This is a genomic window from Kaistella rhinocerotis, from assembly GCF_030243905.1.
GTDB classification, from domain to species: domain Bacteria; phylum Bacteroidota; class Bacteroidia; order Flavobacteriales; family Weeksellaceae; genus Kaistella; species Kaistella rhinocerotis.
Genome location: NZ_JASSYY010000003.1, coordinates 179525 through 197601 on the forward strand (window position 1 = coordinate 179525; position 18077 = coordinate 197601).

Sequence of the window (18077 nt, forward strand, 5' to 3'; positions counted from 1 at the left end):
GTCTTAAAACCATCCTTTTTTGTTGTGCACATAGGTGCGGTCAAACTGTTCATCGGTCATCGTTAGGTACACAATACCTTCAATGAAAGGAATGAGTGTCGCGAGCCCACATGTTACGATATTCAGCACGATTTGTATGATTCCTTCCGTAGTATAGCCAAGAAAAAATTTGTTTGCACCAAATGCACCGAGCAAAATTCCGAGAAGTCCCGCTGCCAACTTCTTTTCTGAGCGGTAATAATTGTTTGGTTGAGGATTGTGCCCGTGTTCCGGATTTGTATAGCCGTAAGTTTCCATTGAGTTGTTTTTAATGTTCTAAAATCTGTCGGAAACTTTTTTATTCTGTTACATCATTAAATTTTACCTAAGAAGAAAAGTCCATAGCATTTTTGGTTTTCGTCAAGGCCCAGGAATTCACCGAGATGATTAATGAGACCCGGACTACTCCAATAACAACCTACATCATGAACTGATGCCGTAAGGTACATGTTCTGCACAGCCATCGCAGTGGCAGCAATCTCTTCCCACTCCGGCACCAGACCGCTGAAATTAACCGAAATACTGATGACTGCATCAGCTTTAGCGGCTTTTTCAGTGATGCTGACGTATTTTTTTTCGAGAAAACTTTGGGGAGCAACGGTTGCTTTATAGATTTCAGCCATCTTTTCACCCAAAGCACGCTTTTCTTCGCCTTTAAAAACTTTAAACCGCCACGGCTTGGTTCTTTTGTGGTTGGGTGCGAATTCCGCAGATTTCAGGATTTCGTGCAATATTTGATTATCGATTTCCTCCGCTGTGTAATCTCTAGGAAAAGTACTTTTCCTTTGTTCTATGATATCTTTTAGAACTGTTGCTTTGTCCATTTAATAATTTTTTAAGACCTTACATTACGTGCTCAATGGTCTGGCTGATGTTATTCAACACAAAAGAATCACCCGCGCTTTTACCAAACATGATCTTTGCCATCGGGCTTTCCTCTGAAATTGCATAGAAACGGTCTCCTTCGTAAAAAAATTCGCCAAGTGAAACCGAAATATAAAATCTTGCCTTGTTCGTGAAAACCATCGAACCCAGTTGCACGGTTTCGGTAGGTTTATTCAGAACTTTCAGCATATTGCGGTTCAGGTCGTGCAGTGAACCAAGCTGTCTTTGCATTTGGTAAATCTCCTCCTGTATCTCCTCGCGAATAGAATCGTATTTGGGTGTCTTTTTTATATCGCGGCTTGCATCCTGTGTGAATTCCAGAAAATTTTCAAGTTTCTTTATCTTGCCGGCGATCACCTCCAGAACGTAGCTTCGTATGTCGCTTTTCAATGCTGTGCTTTTGCGCATATCTGCTCTTTTTAATTTAATTTAAAAATTTAAAGAGAAAAAGATGCCAATTTCTAGCCCGAAACCGCTGTCATTTTTTGCCGCACCGCTTCGTACAAAATAGCGCCGCACGCCACAGATACGTTCAGCGACTGCGTTTTACCTTCAATCGGCAGTTTGATTTTCTCATCAGAATGATGCAGAACTTCCTTTGAAATACCTGTTTCCTCATTGCCCATCACCACCGCGCATGGCTCAGTGAAATTCACGTCGTAAATGAGTTTGTTTGCCTTCTCAGTTGCTGAAAAAACCTGTACACCCGACTGTTGCAGGAAATCGACTGTATGTGCAAGATTTTTTTCCTTACAAATTTTCAGATTGTAGATTGCGCCTGCACTTGTTTTTATCGCATCTGAATTGATTGGTGCGGCTCCTTTTTCCGGCAAAATTACGGCGTGGACACCCACGCATTCGGCTGTTCGGCAGATGGCGCCAAAGTTCCTCACGTCGGTAAGGCGATCAAGAATAAGCAGGAACGGTGTTTTTCCTTCCTCAAAAAGGCGCGGCAATACATCTTCAATCTTTTCAAAAGGCACATCAGAAATAAACGCCACCACACCCTGATGATTTTTGCGTGTGAAACGGTTAAGTTTCTCTACAGGAACATAGTTTGGGCGGATGCCGTGTTTGGAAAGCAGATTTTTAAGTTCCTGGTAGATTTCACCCTGAAGCGCGTTCTGAAGGAAGATTTTATCTACGGTTTTTCCCGCGTCGATCGCTTCCATCACAGGCCGCAGACCAAATATGAAATCGTCTTTTTTACTGCCTTCAGGTCTTTGAAATTCGGGGTTGTTATTTTTATTCTCGTAGTTCAATTTGTTTTAATTTAAATGTTAAATGATTCGGTTACAGATCAATACTGCTCGCCCAGGATTGCGCGCTTCTGTGCCATCGCATACCCGTAATGCAAAGATTCGTGCATGTTATTGAAAATGATCGCGTCCTGTATATTTTTAAGGTCCAGCCCGAAACTTGTGGTGTAAGGTGTATAATCTGCAAAGAAATCGTCATCATAATCCTTCATCAAAATCTTCGATGTTTCCGTAAGCAAAAATCCAAGATCCACTACCTCAGACTGTTCCACATTTAAGTTTGGAAGGGTGCCTTTCTTGTAAGTTTCGATCCAATATTTATCAATCCGGAATGGGTTTCCGCTCAGATAGTAGCAGAGCAACTGCTGCGTTGCAACGGTATGTGCGATATTCCAGTAGATATTGTTATTGAATCCATCGGGTATCAGCATCAGATCTTTATGTGAAGTTTCTTCAAGTATCTGCAAAAGATTTTTCCGAACCTGCCGGTGCGCCTGAAAATGATAATTCATTAGATACGTATTTGATCGTTCAAAATTAGAGTAATAAACTGAGAATGACAAAAGAGAGGAATCAGCGGCAGCTTTTTCAAATAAATTTTTTACTTGCGATAAATTTTGGTGACTTTAGCGTTATTTATAATGATCTCGGGCGATGTGTTAACAAACTTTAACTTAATCTTGGCACTAATTATGTTGACTGATGACGCGTTTATTTGGAAATTTACCGGTTTATTAATTCAAAACACATGTCAGAACAACATCAGGCTGAAGACATCAGACAACTTACCGAAAAAGTTCGTGAACAGAACTATTTTTTCACACTGCTGAAGCAGGAAATCAACAAAGCAATTATTGGTCAGGAATATATGGTAGACCGTTTGCTGATCGGTCTTTTGGGCAACGGACACGTTCTTTTGGAAGGTGTGCCCGGCTTGGCAAAAACCTTGGCGATCAAGACGCTTGCCGATGCTGTTCAGGGTGAATTCTCCAGAATTCAGTTTACGCCTGACCTTCTACCGGCTGACGTAGTGGGTACGATGATGTACAATATTAAAGAAAACGATTTCACGATAAAACGCGGACCGATTTTCGCCAATTTCGTGCTGGCAGATGAGATCAACCGTGCACCTTCAAAGGTACAGTCGGCACTGCTGGAAGCGATGCAGGAAAAACAGGTGACGATTGGTGATGAGACAATGCCGCTGCCAAAACCCTTCCTGGTTCTCGCCACGCAAAACCCTATCGATCAGGAAGGTACATACCTTTTACCTGAAGCACAAAGCGACCGTTTTATGCTGAAATGCACAATCAGCTATCCGGATTTCGAAGACGAGCGAAAAATCATGAAAATGGTTGCCACCAGCCATCAGCCGGAAATAAAACCCGTCATCTCCATGCAGAATGTGGTGGATGCCAAAAGTTTGATCAACCAGATATATCTGGATGAAAAGATTGAAAAATATATCCTGGATATGGTTTTTGCAACGCGGACACCTGAAAAATATGGTTTATCCGAGTTGAAAAATTACATCAGTTTTGGCGCTTCTCCTCGTGCATCAATCAATTTAGCAATTGCAGCTCGTGCAGTTGCATTCCTCAGAAACCGGGCTTTTGTGCTGCCGGAAGACGTAAAAGAAATTGCCAAAGACGTGCTGCGTCACCGCATCGGACTTAGTTTTGAAGCGGAAGCGGAGGAAATAACGGCAGATGAGATCGTGAATCAGATTTTAGGCAAAGTGCAGGCGCCATAAGACGTATTAAAAATGGCATTAAATAAAACTTTGGCGTGCAGATAAAAGATATCATCAGGAAGGTAAAGCAAATCGAGATTCGGACTAAAAAGAAGTCTGAATCGACGCTGATGGGTCAATATCACAGTGCTTTTAAGGGTCAGGGAATGACCTTCTCCGAAGTACGCCCTTACCAGTTTGGTGACGAAATCCGCCGGATCGACTGGAACAAAACTGCGCGTTTTCGTGAACCATTCGTAAAAGTAATGGAGGAAGAACGCGAACTCACGATGATGCTCCTCGTGGACATTTCTTCATCAATGGATTATGGCACGCGCACGCAGCTTAAACGTGAATTTGTAGCTGAAATTGCCGCCAGTGTTGGCTTTTCTGCCGCAGGAAATAATGATAAAGTGGGCCTCATTTTATTTGCAGACAAGGTCTACAAGGTAATTCCGCCGCAGAAAGGCCGCAAGCACATCCTTGCGATCATCAGTAATATTTTGTCTGCCGATTATGTACCTGCGGCGACCGACGTGAACGGCTCATTGCAATATATGATGAGTGTTTTCAAAAAAAAGTCACTTGTTTTTATGTTTTCAGATTTTCACGATCCGTATGACACCAAGATTCTGCGCGTTGCTGCAAGAAAACATCAGCTGCTTGCGATGAGAATTGCGGACGATAAGGATTCAGGCATCCCGGATGTGGGCTACGCACTTTTCCGCGATGCGGAGACCGGACGGCAGATCTGGGCAAATACTTCCAATGCACGTTGGCGTTATGAATTTGCTGAGAAACAAAAGCAGAATTTAAAAATATTAAAGGAAGATTTCGAAAATTCTTCCGCGGGCTTCATGAACATCAACACGGGTGAAGACTACACCAAATTTTTGTACGAATATTTCCGGAAGCGATGAACCGCTCTATCATTAATCAAAATATTTTGAAAGGTTTTTATTTAATTTTTACGTTGCTCACAGGCGTTTCCGTTTTTGGTCAGACTTTAGGTTCCAAACTTGAGAAACGCACGCTGGCATTGGGTGAAGTTGCCGTTTTTCAGGTTACCGTATCAGATCTTCAGGGCAAGGACGTCGTTTCTGCGCCCAAAAACGAACTGCTACCTTTTCATTTTGAAGAAGTGAAAGACAGCATCACCAAACAGGCCGATTTATATGAAAGAGTGATTGAATTTGCGGTGTTTGAAGAGGGGAAATTTACGATACCAGCACTCGATTTCACCATCGGCGGCCGACTTTACCACACTGTTCCTTATGAAGTGGAAGTCATCAATACTGCGCAAAAAGGTGACCAGATCAGCGACATCATGAAGAACAAAGAAGTGAAGCTGGGTGCGCAGGATTATTGGGAACTTTATAAATGGTATATTCTGGCTGCTTTGATTGTTCTTGCGCTAATCTTCATTATTTATATGATCGTACGCTATGTGCGCCGAAGAAAAAATTCACCGGTGGTGATGACTAATCAGACGCTGCGTGAACTGGACAATCTGAAGAAGAAAAAATATATCGAAACTGGCGATTACCGTTCGTTTTATGTGGAATTGATCGATATCACCCGAAACTTCATTACAAAACAGTATAAAATCCCTGCAGATGTGCTGCTGACGGACGATTTGATCGATGTAATGAAAATGAACAACACCATCTCGCCCGAAAATGAAAAAATAGTAGAAGAAGTATTTCTTCGTGGAGATTTGGTAAAATTTGCCAAAACTTTTCCGGATCAGGATACAATGCAAAAAGATTTCAGCGATATGCGCGGATTTGTGAAAAGATCATCAAAAGATCTGGAAGTTGAACAACTTAGAACAGGCGTGTAATGAAGTTGGATTTACTCAATTTTGAATTTTTCAGTCCGTGGTTTTTGCTGCTGTTTGTAGCGCTGATCCCTCTGCTGGTGCGTGATATCAGTTCAAAGAAAATCGAAGGCATAAAACTTCCCACCACGCAGAACATGACCGAAAACCGTGGAATCGTCTTCATTCTCTCTTTGCTTAAATTCACCAAATACATCATTTTATCTGCACTTATAATCGCGATGGCGCGGCCGCGCACATTCACTATTTCCGAAAATACCGATGACACGAAAGGTATAGACATCATGCTTTCCATCGATGTTTCTTTGAGTATGCTGGCGCGCGATCTGGAACCCGACCGACTTACCGCATTACAGAATATCGCGAAAAAATTCGTTGAAAACCGGCCGGTTGACCGGATCGGATTGGTCACTTACTCCGGCGAAGCTTTTACAAAAGTTCCGCTCACGTCGGATCACGCCGTGCTGTTGGAAGAACTTGATAACCTGAATCCGCTCGAGCTGCAGCCCGGAACCGCGATCGGTGAAGGTCTTTCGGTAGCGGCGACACACCTTCGCCACAGCAAAGCAAAATCGAAAATCATCATTTTGATGACTGACGGTGTGAATACGATCGAAAACGCGATGCCCGCACAGGTGGGAGCACAGCTGGCCAAAAGCAATGACATCAAGGTCTATTCAATCGGGATTGGTACTAATGGATACGCGCTGATGCCGACACACACCGATATTTTTGGTGATTTGGTCTTCAATGAGGTCGAAGTGAAGATTGATGAGCCCGTACTGCGGGAAATTGCACAGACCACGGGCGGCAAATACTTTCGCGCCACATCAAATGACAGACTTTCTGAGATATATGCTGAAATAGACCAGCTTGAAAAATCGGAGTTGCTCAATGCGAAACTTTATAATTATGAAGAATATTTCAGGTTATTTTTGTGGATCGCGCTGGCAACACTGCTGTTGGACGCACTGCTGCGTTGGGTTTTGTTTAAATTTTTAAATTAAAATAAACGCATATGAACTTATATCTTGGCAATTATTGGTATTTACTTTTGCTGTTGCTGGTGCCGCTGCTCGGGTATGTTTTTTTCCGTTTTAAAAGGTGGAAACAGCACCGCCAGAATATATTTGCAGAAACCCGGTTCCGGGAAGAACTTTTCCGTAAACGCAGCGGTTTTGCTAATTTTTTCCCCGTTTTGTACCTGCTCGCTTCACTTTTTCTTATCTTAAGTATCGTGGATTTGCTGGGCGGCTCAGAAGAAGTGGAAACCAACCAGAAAATGAACAACGTGATCTTCATGCTGGATGTTTCAAATTCAATGAATGCCCAGGATGTCGAGGAAAACCGACTTTCGCAGGCGAAGAATATCATCGTGAATACCATGCAGCGCATGACCAACGATAAGGTGGGAATCGTAGTATTTGCCGGAGAGGCAGCATCCATAATGCCTCTGACAACCGACTTCACAGCCGCTGAAACTTACATAGGAGGAATTGATACGAATGTGGTGAAAATTCAGGGAACAGATTTCTTAAAGGCCATGCAGACCGCGGCGATAAAATTTAAGAATATTGCTAAAGGATCGCGAAAAGTGGTTTTGCTGAGTGACGGCGAAGATAACGAGGGCAATGATAAACCAGCCGCCAGGCTCGCTAAGAAAGAAGGCATTACCATTGTTTCGGTGGGCATTGGGACTGAAGAAGGCGCACCCATCCCGGAATATGTTTTCGGTCAGTTGATGGGTTACAAAAGCGGTCCTTCAGGTCAGACTGTTATTTCAAAAAGACAGTCAAACGCACTTATCAATTTAGCGTCGGACACCGGTGGCAGCTATGTTGACGGAAACAATATGGAAAGTGCGGTGGTACAGATCGGCGATGCACTTGCTAAGACCGGCGGGGCGGGCAGCACGATGGTCAAATCACAGAATGCAGTGCACTATTATCAATATTTTCTCGGCTTATCAATCTTCTTCTTTTTGATAATTTATTTGTTGAATCCGCGCCAGGATCTTAATATTTAACAAACTTTACGCATTTAAGGGCAAGCTTTTAACCCAAATTTAACAGATAGACATTATTCTATTAACAATTAAACGGATAATTTTGCAACAATGATGTCAAAGTACCTTTTCATGCTGATTTTCACTGCTTTTGCGGGCAATTTTGTGTTTGCACAGGAGAACTATAACACATTGGTTCATGAAGGCAACAAAATGTTCGACAAGAGCAATTTCGAAGGTGCATCGGGAAAGTACATGAGTGCCATAAAAAATAATGCTAAAGATTTTACGGCTCATTACAATCTCGGCAATGCACTTTACAAACAGAAAAAATACGAAGAGGCGAAGGCTGAGTACGTGAAAGCAAATGAGCTGGCCACAAATCTGGCTGACAAAGCGGCGTCACTTTACAATTTGGGTAATGCGCATATGCAGAGCAACGACTCCCGCAGTGCGGCTGATTATTATAAACAGGCGCTGAAACAGGATCCTTACAATGAAACGATCCGCAAAAATTATGAGATTGCGATGCTGAAAGAAAAAGAGAAGCAGCAGCAAAAAGACCAAAAAAACAAATCCGGTGGTGGCGGAAATGATCAAAACGAGGATCAAAATCAGGGACAAAATCCTGGCAATACTCCGCAGAACCAAAACGGAAGCGGGCAGAAAAATAAGGGTGAAGGTGAAGGAGATGATCCTAATCAAAATAAAAACGACAACTCAGGCAAAATGCCAAAGGACCTCGAAAACTCAATATTTAACCGCGTAGAAAACAAAGAACGAGAAACCGCCAAGCGGATCTTAAACAAAAACTCCTATTCGATGCCGCAAAGCAACGAAAAGGACTGGTGATGAAATTAAAATTTTACTTCATACTATTTTTTCTAGCTGCCCTGCACATTCGGGGACAGGTTACACTGGAGGTTACAGAAGTGAAGGAAACACGTGTTAACCAACGGTTTAACCTTAGCATTATGCTGCAGATAAGTGGCGAAAATATGCAGCAGGAAACCCCGCTCCGCCTTCCTGACCTTTCAAAATTTGATATTGTCGGTACCGCTTCCGAGCAGAATACCGTGGTACTCGATGCGCGCAAAGGTGAGATCATCAACCAGATGGTCTATCAGTTTGTGTTGAGCCCGAAGCAGGCCGGTAAGATAAAGATCGGTTCAGTTCTGGTAACGGTAAACGGCAAAATTTACAAGACGGAGCCCTTTGAAATGACCGTTCGCGAAAGTGAAAAAATAGCTGCCGCCCCGGATCCTGTAATTGATGAGAACGTATATCTCAATATGGAAATCCGCGACCGTTCTGTGTATAAAAATGAACCGACTGTTGCTGTTCTCCGTGCCTACAGCCGTGATTATGGCAGTTTCCGGAAAGTACGGAACATACAGTTTCCGCAGCAGAAAAATGTCCGAATCCAGCCAGTGAGTTTAAATAAACCGGAAATAGAAACACGCTCGGGCCTCGCATCACAGGTTTTGGCCGTCTTCCTGATATTTCCGTCCGAAAGCGGATCCATAGACATCACTCCGGCTACAGCTTCAATTGCACGCAGCACAAAAGAAAAAATTGTTTCAAATAGTGTCCGTCTGAACGTAAAGAAATTGCCCGCCGGGATGCCCGCAGATTTTAAGAATGCGGTGGGAAATTTCGAAGTTTCACTTGTGAAGAACGACCCGGCTACAGTTCCGGAAATAGATCAACCCGTAAATGTGACGGTTAAACTTAGCGGGGCCGGAAATCTACGTTCCGTGCGTATGCCGAAGTTGTTGTCGTCTGAGAATTACGTTTTTTATAAGCCTACAATTACATCAAATACACGTGCCGAAGAGGACAAACTCTTTGGAACAATAACCGCAGATTATGTAGTCATTCCGAAAAAACCCGGCCCTATTAACGTCCTGCTCGAGAATTTCTCCTATTTCAATCCTGAAGACCAGAACTATGTTGAACTTGGCCCGCAAAGTCTTGCATTGGACGTGAAAACGCATCAGCAAGTGCTCGACGCAAAAAGTACACTTGAGCGGGTGAATGATTACACAAACAACGTTCTCGAAACTGTGAACACGCCAGTGCTGCAGACCCAAAACCTTAAAGTAAAAAATCCGAAAAAAATCGACTGGAAAATTGTATTTCTGAATCTTGGAATCCTGGTTGCGGCTGTATCGCTCTTCCTACTGTTCCGCCGGAAATGGAATCAGCGCAAACCCGCGTTAGTGGAAGCCTACAAACCGATAATGACTGTTGCAGAAACAGAAGAAATCATCAAACGCAACCTTCAATACAACTTTTCCGATGGTATTGAATATTTAAAATTCCTCTCAAAAAATAATGAATCTGCAAAGTTCTTTGAAACCTATCAGGATATGGTTTTGAAGATCAAAGAGAAATTTAATGCTGCAAATGAGACCGATTTCCGAAAAATACTGGCGGAGAAATTCGGACAAAGTGCTGCAGAGGAATACCGCCTGATCTCGGAAAAAGTAAAAATCGAAAAGTACTCGCCGCTGCAGACGCAGGAAAGTCTTACTAAACTTGGGGAAGACATCGCTGTGCTGTTTCAAAAAATTGCATTCTAATCAAAATATTTTTATATTTTTGAGAAATTAATAATTCCAGATGTTTGAATTTTTCTCCTTTAAAGAAACGCTTACCGCTACGATGGTTCTTTTTGCAGTGATCGATATTGTCGGCTCTGTACCGATTATTGTCAGTTTAAAGAAAAAGTTTGGACATATAGAATCAGAAAAGGCCGCACTTGCCTCGATGTTTCTGATGATCGCGTTCCTGTTTATCGGAAATAAAATTTTGAAGTTTATTGGCGTAGATGTGAATTCATTTGCAATCGCAGGTGCGATTGTTATTTTCATTATCGCACTCGAGATGATTTTAGGTATCGAAATCCACAAAAACCAGGAAGCAAAGTCTGCTTCCATCGTACCCATCGCATTTCCACTGATCGCCGGTGCCGGAACGCTGACCACCACCCTCTCGCTGCGCGCAGAATTTCACGATATCAATATCATTTGCGGCATTGTGCTCAATACACTTTTCGTATATTTGGTGCTGAAATCAGCAAACTGGATCGAGAGAAAACTTGGCGAAGGTACGCTTCAGGTTTTGCAGAAAGTCTTCGGAATCGTGCTGTTGGCCATCGCCATCAAACTTTTCACAGCGAATTTTGCGCAGCTCTTCAGTATGTACGTTAATTTTTAATACCACAGAAATGCATCTTTACTATAAAATATTCCTCGCACTGTTCGTAATTTTTATCGGGTTCAATATCTATTCGATGGATTGGGACCTTGGTTTATGGCATGAGGAAAACGCTAAATTCATCCTTTCTTTTGCGGCAGCTGTCATCGGAATCCTCGGTGTTTTCGTATTTCACACAATGAGCAAATTCGCTGCAAAAAAATAAGCCTTATTCGTCTTACTTATTATTTCGCGGAACTGTTTTTCGGAAAATAAAAAAGCTAAATCTGTCCGATTTAGCTTTTATTCAGCGTCAATTTACATTTTAAAAATTCATCACATCCTTTACTACGCCGCCATTCTGCGTGTGCGGCAAAAGTTCACGTAAAATAAATGTTTTGATTTCCTCTTCAGCACCGTTTGACGGGAAGAGAAGGTGAACATTTGCACCCGCGTCCAGCGTGAAAAACAGCGGAAAACCGGTTTCTTCACGGAATTTCCAGATGGCATTTATTACGTTTAGCGTACCGTTTTTCATCAGGATAAACGCCGGATCACTCATCATCATCATTGCGTGAAGCGTCAGCGCTTCGTGCTCCACAAGTTTAATGAAACCGTGCAGATCGCCTTCCTTTAGGATGGTCTTTAATGTTTTGAAGTTAGTATGTGCCTCTGCAAACCGCGTTTCAGCATAAGGATTCGTATTCATCAATCCGTGGCCTACCGTGGAACTCACAGATTTCTCGCCTTCGTGAATCAGTAGAACCCAGTCATTGAAATTGCGGAACACCGAATGCACATCCTCATCTGGATACTGCACAGCAAACAAATCCGAACTTTGCGCCACTTCAGATGTTTCCCCCCAAACCACAAGGCCGTCATAAAGGCTTCTGCACGCGCTGCCACTGCCAAGTCTGGCGAGAAAACTGGCTTTTTTTAGTCTGAATTCGTGTGTTTCGGCAGCAGAGAACTTTTCGTCCAGATCCATCAGACATTTTGCAATGGCGCCAAAACCAGAGGCTGAACTTGCAATGCCCGAGCTGTGTGGAAAGGTATTTTCGGTTCGGATGATGTATTTTCCACTTAAGATCCAGGGCAGATATTTTTCAATGGCCTGAAAGAATTTTTCAATCTTCGAGGCAAATTTCAGCTCTTCATTACCTCCTAAAAATGTTTGTACGGAAAATTTTTCATCAGCGAAAAATTCCATTTCGGTATTCGTACGGCAGTTGTTGAGCGTATAACTGATACTGGGGTTGGCCGGAATCTGACCTTCAAATTTTCCCCAATATTTTATCAGTGCAATATTAGACGGGCAGGTTTGAACGGAAACCGCATTGTGTAGATTGTATGTTTTATTCGGGATAAAGTCTGTCATTTTTAATGTTTGGTGGCGTTAATAGGGTTTGATTTTCAGCTTAATTTAATTCAAAAACAAAAAATTAATGCTCATACATGCGGTCAATCAGTTGCTCATATTTTTGGAGCACTACATTGCGTTTCACTTTCAGCGTCGGTGTGATTTCCCCTGAATTCACCTCAAATTCGGCCGGCATGATGACAAATTTTTTCACCTTTTCAAATCCTGAGAGTCCTTTCTGGATTTCCTCCAGTTTCTCGCGGTAGAATTCTTTGATCTTTTCGGAGTTTACCAGTTCAGGCCAACTAGTGAAAGGTAGATTCATCCGTGCGATTTGCTCTTTTAAAGCTTCGAAATTCGGAATGATGAGTGCTGTAACAAATGGTTTTCCCTCCGCAACAATCATTGCCTGAGAAATATAATTGCTGTTAGACAACAGGTTTTCAATGGGTTGTGGCGTCACATATTTGCCGTTTGAGGTTTTCATCAGATCCTTGATACGGTCTGTGATGATGAGGTTTCCATTGGCATCAAATTTTCCTGCATCACCGGTTCTGAACCAACCGTCATCTGTGAAAACAGCTGCGGTTTCGTCCGGAAGATTGTAGTAGCCTTTCATTATACCGCTTCCTTTTGCTAAAATCTCGTCGTTCTCGCCAATTTTAATCCGGGTATCACCAAGCGGAATTCCGGCACTTCCATGTTCGTAGTGCTCAAAAGGAAATGCTGTAAGCGTCGCGGTAGTTTCGGTAAGTCCGTAACCCACCGTCATATGCACACCGATTGCATCAAAGAACCTCGTCACCTCCGGTGAAACTGATGCGCCACCGCAAGGCATGAACCAAAGTCGACCACCCATTTTGTTTTTGATCTTATTGAAAACCAGCGCGTCTGCTACTTTATTCTTTAATTTTAATGAAAGAGGAATTGAGTATCCGAGTCGTTTCCGCTCAGCGGTTTCAGTTCCGGTCTTTATGGCCCAATTAAAGATTTTACGCTTCGAAGATGAACCGTTTTGCACCATCTCGTTCACACCCGCGTAAATTTTCTGGTAGAAACGCGGTACCGCACACATCATCGTAGGCCGAACTTCCGTGAGTGCATGGGCGATAAGTTTTGTATTTTCAAGGAAATAAACCTTCGCGCCGCCGTATAGCGATAAAAGTGTCCAGCTGCGTTCGAAGACATGCGTCAAGGGCAGGAAAGCGAGTGACGTTTCATTTTCGAAATTTTTAAATTTAAAAAAATCAAAATGTGCCTTGATCGCATTGTGGAAGTTGCCGTGCGTCAGCATCACGCCTTTCGGCACGCCTGTGGTTCCGGATGTGTAGATAATCGTGGCGAGATCATCATCATTTTTATCCGTTATGTCAATATTTTCAGCGCCATCTTTGATGAAATCCTGAAAATAGTGGCTGCGGTCTTTTTTAATCCAGACAGATTTTTTGGCAACTATAATCTGCTCCAGCGGGCTGTCTTTAAGTAAAATTTCAAACGCGGCGTCGTATTGCTCCTGATTGCCTACCAGGATCATTTTAGATTCGGAATCTTTAATAATATATTCAGCCTGTTCACCGTTATTTGTGGAATAAATCGGTACTGATACAGCGCCGAGTGACATCAAAGCAAGATCAAAGACTATCCATTCCGCAGAGTTATCAGAATAGATCGCGACTTTGTCATTTTCTGCGATCCCGGCAGTACGCAGTGCGTTCGCTGTCTTAAAGATCACGCGGCGGAAGTCCAGCCAGTTGAGTTCCTTCCACTCCTCTTTTTTCTTAAAGCCAATGGCAGGTCTGGTGCGGAACTTTTCTGTATTTGTATTTATAAATGAAGCAAAATTCATGTATTCTGTTTATTTTTTGAGGTCTGATATATAATTTTCGAGATGAAAATCTAAGCTTTCGGTCACCGGAATAAAATCATAACCAAGCGTTTGCCGAATTTTCTTATTTGAAATATTGGATAAACCGTCCACCGTGTCGATACTCACTTTATTTACCATCCTCAAGGCCGGGAAAAGCCAGCCAAAAAGGATCGCAAACACCTGAACTATTTTAAGCAAAGGACGTTGGATAACTTTCGGAGCATCCTTTCCAAACTTTCGCCGAACGTAGGTTCCAACTTCATGAAAACGCCTGTTTTCGGACACCAGGATGAACCTTTCGCCGAAAATTTCCCTTTCCATCAGTTCAACCGAAATTTTAGCCACGTCCCGAACATCGATGTATGAGGCTCCGCCCGCAAAAGTGACGCCGCGCAGCAGATTTTTAAACAGTAAACCACTGCTTGAATCCCAATTTCCGGAACCAATGATAACTCCTGGATTTACAATCACAGTTGAAAGACCTTCGGCCTCGGCGCGCCAAACTTCCATTTCGGAAAAGTGCTTTGAAACTGCATAAGTGGAATGATCGAGTTTCGTATTATAATCGCAGGTTTCGTCGGTTTCACCCTGCTCATTCACACCGTCGAGTACTGCAACAGAACTAACGAAACAGAACTTTTTTACGGATGAGTTCTCACAGGCTGTCAACAGATTTTTGGTGCCGTCAATATTCGTTTTGAACATTTGTTTTGAAAGATTCGGATCAAAACTTACGGTAGCAGCGCAGTGATACACTTCAGTAATTCCATCTAAAACCTCCTCCAAGCCGAATAAATCATTGAAATCTACGTCGACCCATTCTATTTTGGCGAAGACTTCGTCACTGTTTTCTGTGTAAAAACGGAGCGATTCACGCACTTCCTGAAGGTTGCTGGTGGTCCGTTTTGCGGCACGTACAGCTTTTCCGCGCCGGAAAAGTTCCAGAACGATTACTCTGCCAAGAATTCCGGTAGCACCCGTGACTAAAACCATTTTAAGCTGTATGTTTTTAAAATTGGTGGCAAATGCTAAATTTTTTGGTCAAAAATAAAGTCCTTTACCACTTCGGCGAAGTCTTTCGGATTTTCCGCCTGTACCCAATGCCCTGCATTTTCAATCTTTACGATGGATGCTTGCGGAAACTGCTGCTTGATCTGAAACTCATCCTGTGGCAGGATATAATTAGACTCCGCTCCTGCGATGAAAAGTGTGTCGCCGGCGAACACGCCGAATTTAATCGCATTTGAAACAAATTCACTGTATTTTTCGGCCAATGTTTTAAGGTTAAACCTCCAGTTAAGCGTTTTGTCGTCCGTCCAGTAAAGATTTTTCGTCAAAAACTGAATCACCGATTTCTGCGGTATATACTGTTGCAGAACTTCTTCCACATCTTTGCGGGATTCTACTTTATTAAAATCTACACTTTGCAGCGCTTTGATTATACCCTGATGATGCGGTGGATACGCTTTCGGCGTAATGTCTACCACGATGAGTTTGGCTACTTTCACGGGAAAATTGATCGCGAACTGCATCACCGCCTTTCCACCTAAGGAATGACCTAATAAATTGACTTTCTGGAAATTATGATATTCCATATAATGCAGAATGTCATTACTCAAAGATTCATGCGTCATCTCTTCCGAATGAAAACTCTTGCCGTGGTTTCTCAGATCGATCAGATGAACCGGAAAATACTCGCCCATTTCCTTTCCGAAACTTCCCCAGTTGTCGAGCATTCCAAACAACCCGTGAAACACCAAAAGCGGAATTCCGGCCTTATCTTCACCGTAGATTTTCGAATGTAGAATTTGCATACATTAGTTTTAATTATTTAATGACGTCCAGATACCTTACCAAATGGCAAGTCTCTTCAGATAGGCCTGAACGGTATTTTCCAGTCCCATGTAGAGCGCTTCTGAAATCAATGCGTGACCGATTGAAACTTCCAGAAGGTTTGGGATATTCTGCGCAAAATATTTTAAATTCTCAAGGCTAAGATCATGTCCGGCATTCACTCCGAGGCCTAGGCGTGCAGCTTCGCCTGCAGTTTCCGCATACGGTAAAATGGCGGCTTCCCGGTCATTTGGATACATTCTCGCATACGCCTCGGTATAAAGTTCGATTCGGTCAGCTCCTGTCTCCTTTGCGTGCGATACCATTTCAGGATCGGGGTCAAGAAAAATAGAAGTACGGATTCCCGCCGCCTTGAATTCGGCGATTACATTTTGAAGAAAACCTTTATGAACACGGCAGTCCCAACCTGCATTTGAAGTGATTGCGTCTTCTGCGTCCGGGACCAATGTCACCTGCTCCGGCTTTATTGCTAAAACCAAATCAATGAACGGACGGTGCGGATTTCCTTCGATATTAAATTCAGTATGAACCAAAGGTTTTAGGTCATAAACATCCCTACGCGTGATATGGCGTTCGTCCGGACGTGGGTGAACTGTAATTCCCTGTGCGCCAAACTCCTGCAGCTTCACAGCAGCTTCGGTAACGCTAGGCAATTCGCCACCGCGCGCATTGCGTATTGTGGCTATTTTATTGATATTTATACTAAGTTTTGTCATTTTTTAAGAAATTTTGGCAATCTGAATGATTTCAAGATCAAACTCTTTTGAAGCCACCAACAGGTGATCGAAAATATCCGCCTGAATGCCTTCATACGTCACCCAGGTAGAATCGTTCGTAAAACAGTAAATCTCGAGCGGCATACCATGCGGCGTATTTTCGAGCTGACGAACCATCAGCGTGCCCGACTGATCGATATGCGGACTGTTTTTCAGATAGTTAAAAACATACTCCCGGAAAACACCGATATTGGTCAGCTGACGGCCGTTGATCACCAGTTCAGCGTTCGGCATATTTTGGCGAGCTTCGGTCATCTCAGCCTTTTTTTCGAGCAGATAATCTGTGATCAGGTTAATCTTTAATAATTTCTCGAGTTCCTCAACATCAATAAACTTAAAGGAATTAATATTAAAAATAATCGAACGCTTTATACGGCGCGTATTACTTTCAGACATCACCTGGATGTTCTTAATTTCGGTCGTCAGCAAATCATAAGTTGGAATGGTAGAGATCGTTTTATCGAAATTCTGAATTTTTGTTGTTAAAAGGTTGATATCCAAAATATTACCTTCCATGTTATATTTAGGAATACCAATCCAGTCGCCAACTTTCAGGTTCTTTGATGTTGCGACGTGAATTCCGGTCACAAATCCCAGAATAGTATCGCGGAAAACCAATACCAAAACCGCCGTGATTGCCCCTAAACTCCCGACAATAGCCGATCCGCTGATCCCGAAAATCACACATATCGCAACCACAGAAAACACAAAAATCCCGAAAATCTTTACCGTTTGTGACACGGCATTAAGCGCTATGATCTTGTAAAAATCTTGCTTGATGATAAAGTAATTCCGGAATGCACTTAAACTGCGGTACAGCATTCCAGCAACGACGAAAACAATGGCTAGACCAATCATCCTTTCCAAAAAGATAAAACTTTTCGGATGGCGGCCATAAAAAAAGGAATCAACGGAGAAACTGGCAAATAATACTGCAATAATGTGTGCAAAAGAATTGGTGATTTTCGCCACATAAATAGATTTCATCACCGGGTGTTTATCGTTGTCGTACAACAACTTAAAAACACTGTTGATTATCAGTTTAACCACCAAATCAACTAAATAAATCAACCCTGCAAAAACAACAAATTTAGCTAGAATCTGAACCAGTGTCGCCCAATTACTTGGAACATTGTCTTGGATAAAAAAATGAATAGCGTCACTTATCGCCTGTAAAAAATTTCTAGTATTTGTCAGTTCGTCATTCATTACAGCAAAAATAATCAATCTGTTTGTGTTTAGACGATTAATGCCTACTT

The 18077-nt window shown here is 42.6% G+C and carries 20 protein-coding genes; 9 read left to right on the forward strand and 11 right to left on the reverse strand.

Annotation, left to right across the window (positions count from 1 at the left end; all coding sequences use genetic code 11):
- Nucleotides 1–3: 3 nt before the first annotated feature.
- The 5 genes from QEP06_RS10520 to QEP06_RS10540 are packed head-to-tail and all read right to left on the reverse strand — an operon-like array spanning nt 4 to nt 2695.
- Nucleotides 4–297 (reverse strand): TM2 domain-containing protein, encoded by a 294-nt coding sequence (locus QEP06_RS10520; RefSeq protein WP_251833890.1) that lies wholly within the window; start codon nt 295–297, stop codon nt 4–6.
- A 56-nt stretch (nt 298–353) separates the two neighbouring features.
- Complete coding sequence (locus QEP06_RS10525) at nt 354–863, reverse strand: nitroreductase family protein (protein WP_285270213.1); 510 nt, start codon at nt 861–863, stop codon at nt 354–356.
- Nucleotides 864–882: 19 nt separating this feature from the next.
- Nucleotides 883–1332 carry a hypothetical protein gene (locus QEP06_RS10530; protein ID WP_251833892.1) on the reverse strand — a complete coding sequence of 150 codons (450 nt, stop codon included), beginning with the start codon at nt 1330–1332 and terminating at the stop codon, nt 883–885.
- Between the two features lie 53 nt (nt 1333–1385).
- On the reverse strand, nt 1386–2186 hold the full coding sequence (rlmB, locus tag QEP06_RS10535) for a 23S rRNA (guanosine(2251)-2'-O)-methyltransferase RlmB (protein WP_285270214.1): 801 nt from the start codon (nt 2184–2186) through the stop codon (nt 1386–1388).
- Nucleotides 2187–2224: 38 nt separating this feature from the next.
- Complete coding sequence (locus tag QEP06_RS10540; protein ID WP_251833893.1) at nt 2225–2695, reverse strand: DinB family protein; 471 nt, start codon at nt 2693–2695, stop codon at nt 2225–2227.
- Between the two features lie 236 nt (nt 2696–2931).
- Here QEP06_RS10540 and QEP06_RS10545 point away from each other — a divergent pair, with 236 nt between their 5' ends.
- The 9 genes from QEP06_RS10545 to QEP06_RS10585 all read left to right on the forward strand — a co-directional run bounded on the left by QEP06_RS10545 (nt 2932) and on the right by QEP06_RS10585 (nt 11187).
- Entirely contained in the window at nt 2932–3936 is a 1005-nt protein-coding gene (locus QEP06_RS10545; protein WP_251833894.1) for an AAA family ATPase, read from the forward strand.
- A 35-nt stretch (nt 3937–3971) separates the two neighbouring features.
- Nucleotides 3972–4835 carry a DUF58 domain-containing protein gene (locus QEP06_RS10550; RefSeq protein ID WP_285270215.1) on the forward strand — a complete coding sequence of 288 codons (864 nt, stop codon included), beginning with the start codon at nt 3972–3974 and terminating at the stop codon, nt 4833–4835.
- Entirely contained in the window at nt 4832–5758 is a 927-nt protein-coding gene (locus tag QEP06_RS10555) for a hypothetical protein (protein WP_285270216.1), read from the forward strand. The genes QEP06_RS10550 and QEP06_RS10555 overlap by 4 nt, the downstream gene beginning before the upstream one ends.
- A complete protein-coding gene (locus QEP06_RS10560) occupies nt 5758–6762 on the forward strand; it encodes a VWA domain-containing protein (RefSeq protein ID WP_285270217.1) in 1005 nt (334 codons plus the stop codon). The genes QEP06_RS10555 and QEP06_RS10560 overlap by 1 nt, the downstream gene beginning before the upstream one ends.
- 11 nt (nt 6763–6773) lie before the next feature.
- Nucleotides 6774–7781, forward strand: coding sequence for a vWA domain-containing protein (locus QEP06_RS10565; RefSeq protein WP_285270218.1), 1008 nt, complete (start codon nt 6774–6776; stop codon nt 7779–7781).
- A 90-nt stretch (nt 7782–7871) separates the two neighbouring features.
- Entirely contained in the window at nt 7872–8612 is a 741-nt protein-coding gene (locus tag QEP06_RS10570) for a tetratricopeptide repeat protein (RefSeq protein WP_285270219.1), read from the forward strand.
- Nucleotides 8612–10345 carry a BatD family protein gene (locus QEP06_RS10575; RefSeq protein ID WP_285270220.1) on the forward strand — a complete coding sequence of 578 codons (1734 nt, stop codon included), beginning with the start codon at nt 8612–8614 and terminating at the stop codon, nt 10343–10345. Before QEP06_RS10570 ends, QEP06_RS10575 begins: the two co-directional genes overlap by 1 nt.
- A gap of 40 nt (nt 10346–10385) precedes the next feature.
- Nucleotides 10386–10982: a MarC family protein gene (locus tag QEP06_RS10580; protein ID WP_251833901.1), complete on the forward strand. Its 597-nt coding sequence runs from the start codon at nt 10386–10388 to the stop codon at nt 10980–10982.
- A gap of 10 nt (nt 10983–10992) precedes the next feature.
- On the forward strand, nt 10993–11187 hold the full coding sequence (locus QEP06_RS10585) for a hypothetical protein (protein ID WP_285270221.1): 195 nt from the start codon (nt 10993–10995) through the stop codon (nt 11185–11187).
- 99 nt (nt 11188–11286) lie between these two features.
- Here QEP06_RS10585 and QEP06_RS10590 read toward each other — a convergent pair whose 3' ends face one another.
- The 6 genes from QEP06_RS10590 to QEP06_RS10615 all read right to left on the reverse strand — a co-directional run bounded on the left by QEP06_RS10590 (nt 11287) and on the right by QEP06_RS10615 (nt 18027).
- On the reverse strand, nt 11287–12339 hold the full coding sequence (locus QEP06_RS10590) for a diphosphomevalonate decarboxylase (RefSeq protein WP_285270222.1): 1053 nt from the start codon (nt 12337–12339) through the stop codon (nt 11287–11289).
- A gap of 64 nt (nt 12340–12403) precedes the next feature.
- On the reverse strand, nt 12404–14167 hold the full coding sequence (locus tag QEP06_RS10595; protein ID WP_285270223.1) for an AMP-dependent synthetase/ligase: 1764 nt from the start codon (nt 14165–14167) through the stop codon (nt 12404–12406).
- Nucleotides 14168–14176: 9 nt separating this feature from the next.
- Nucleotides 14177–15181: an NAD-dependent epimerase/dehydratase family protein gene (locus QEP06_RS10600; RefSeq protein ID WP_285270224.1), complete on the reverse strand. Its 1005-nt coding sequence runs from the start codon at nt 15179–15181 to the stop codon at nt 14177–14179.
- A gap of 35 nt (nt 15182–15216) precedes the next feature.
- Complete coding sequence (locus tag QEP06_RS10605) at nt 15217–16002, reverse strand: alpha/beta fold hydrolase (protein WP_285270225.1); 786 nt, start codon at nt 16000–16002, stop codon at nt 15217–15219.
- Between the two features lie 36 nt (nt 16003–16038).
- The gene (locus QEP06_RS10610; RefSeq protein WP_285270226.1) at nt 16039–16758 is read right to left on the reverse strand and encodes a pyridoxine 5'-phosphate synthase; all 720 of its coding nucleotides are present in this window, start codon (nt 16756–16758) and stop codon (nt 16039–16041) included.
- A 3-nt stretch (nt 16759–16761) separates the two neighbouring features.
- Nucleotides 16762–18027, reverse strand: a complete 1266-nt coding sequence (locus tag QEP06_RS10615; RefSeq protein ID WP_285270227.1) for a mechanosensitive ion channel family protein — start codon at nt 18025–18027, stop codon at nt 16762–16764.
- Nucleotides 18028–18077 lie beyond the last annotated feature (50 nt).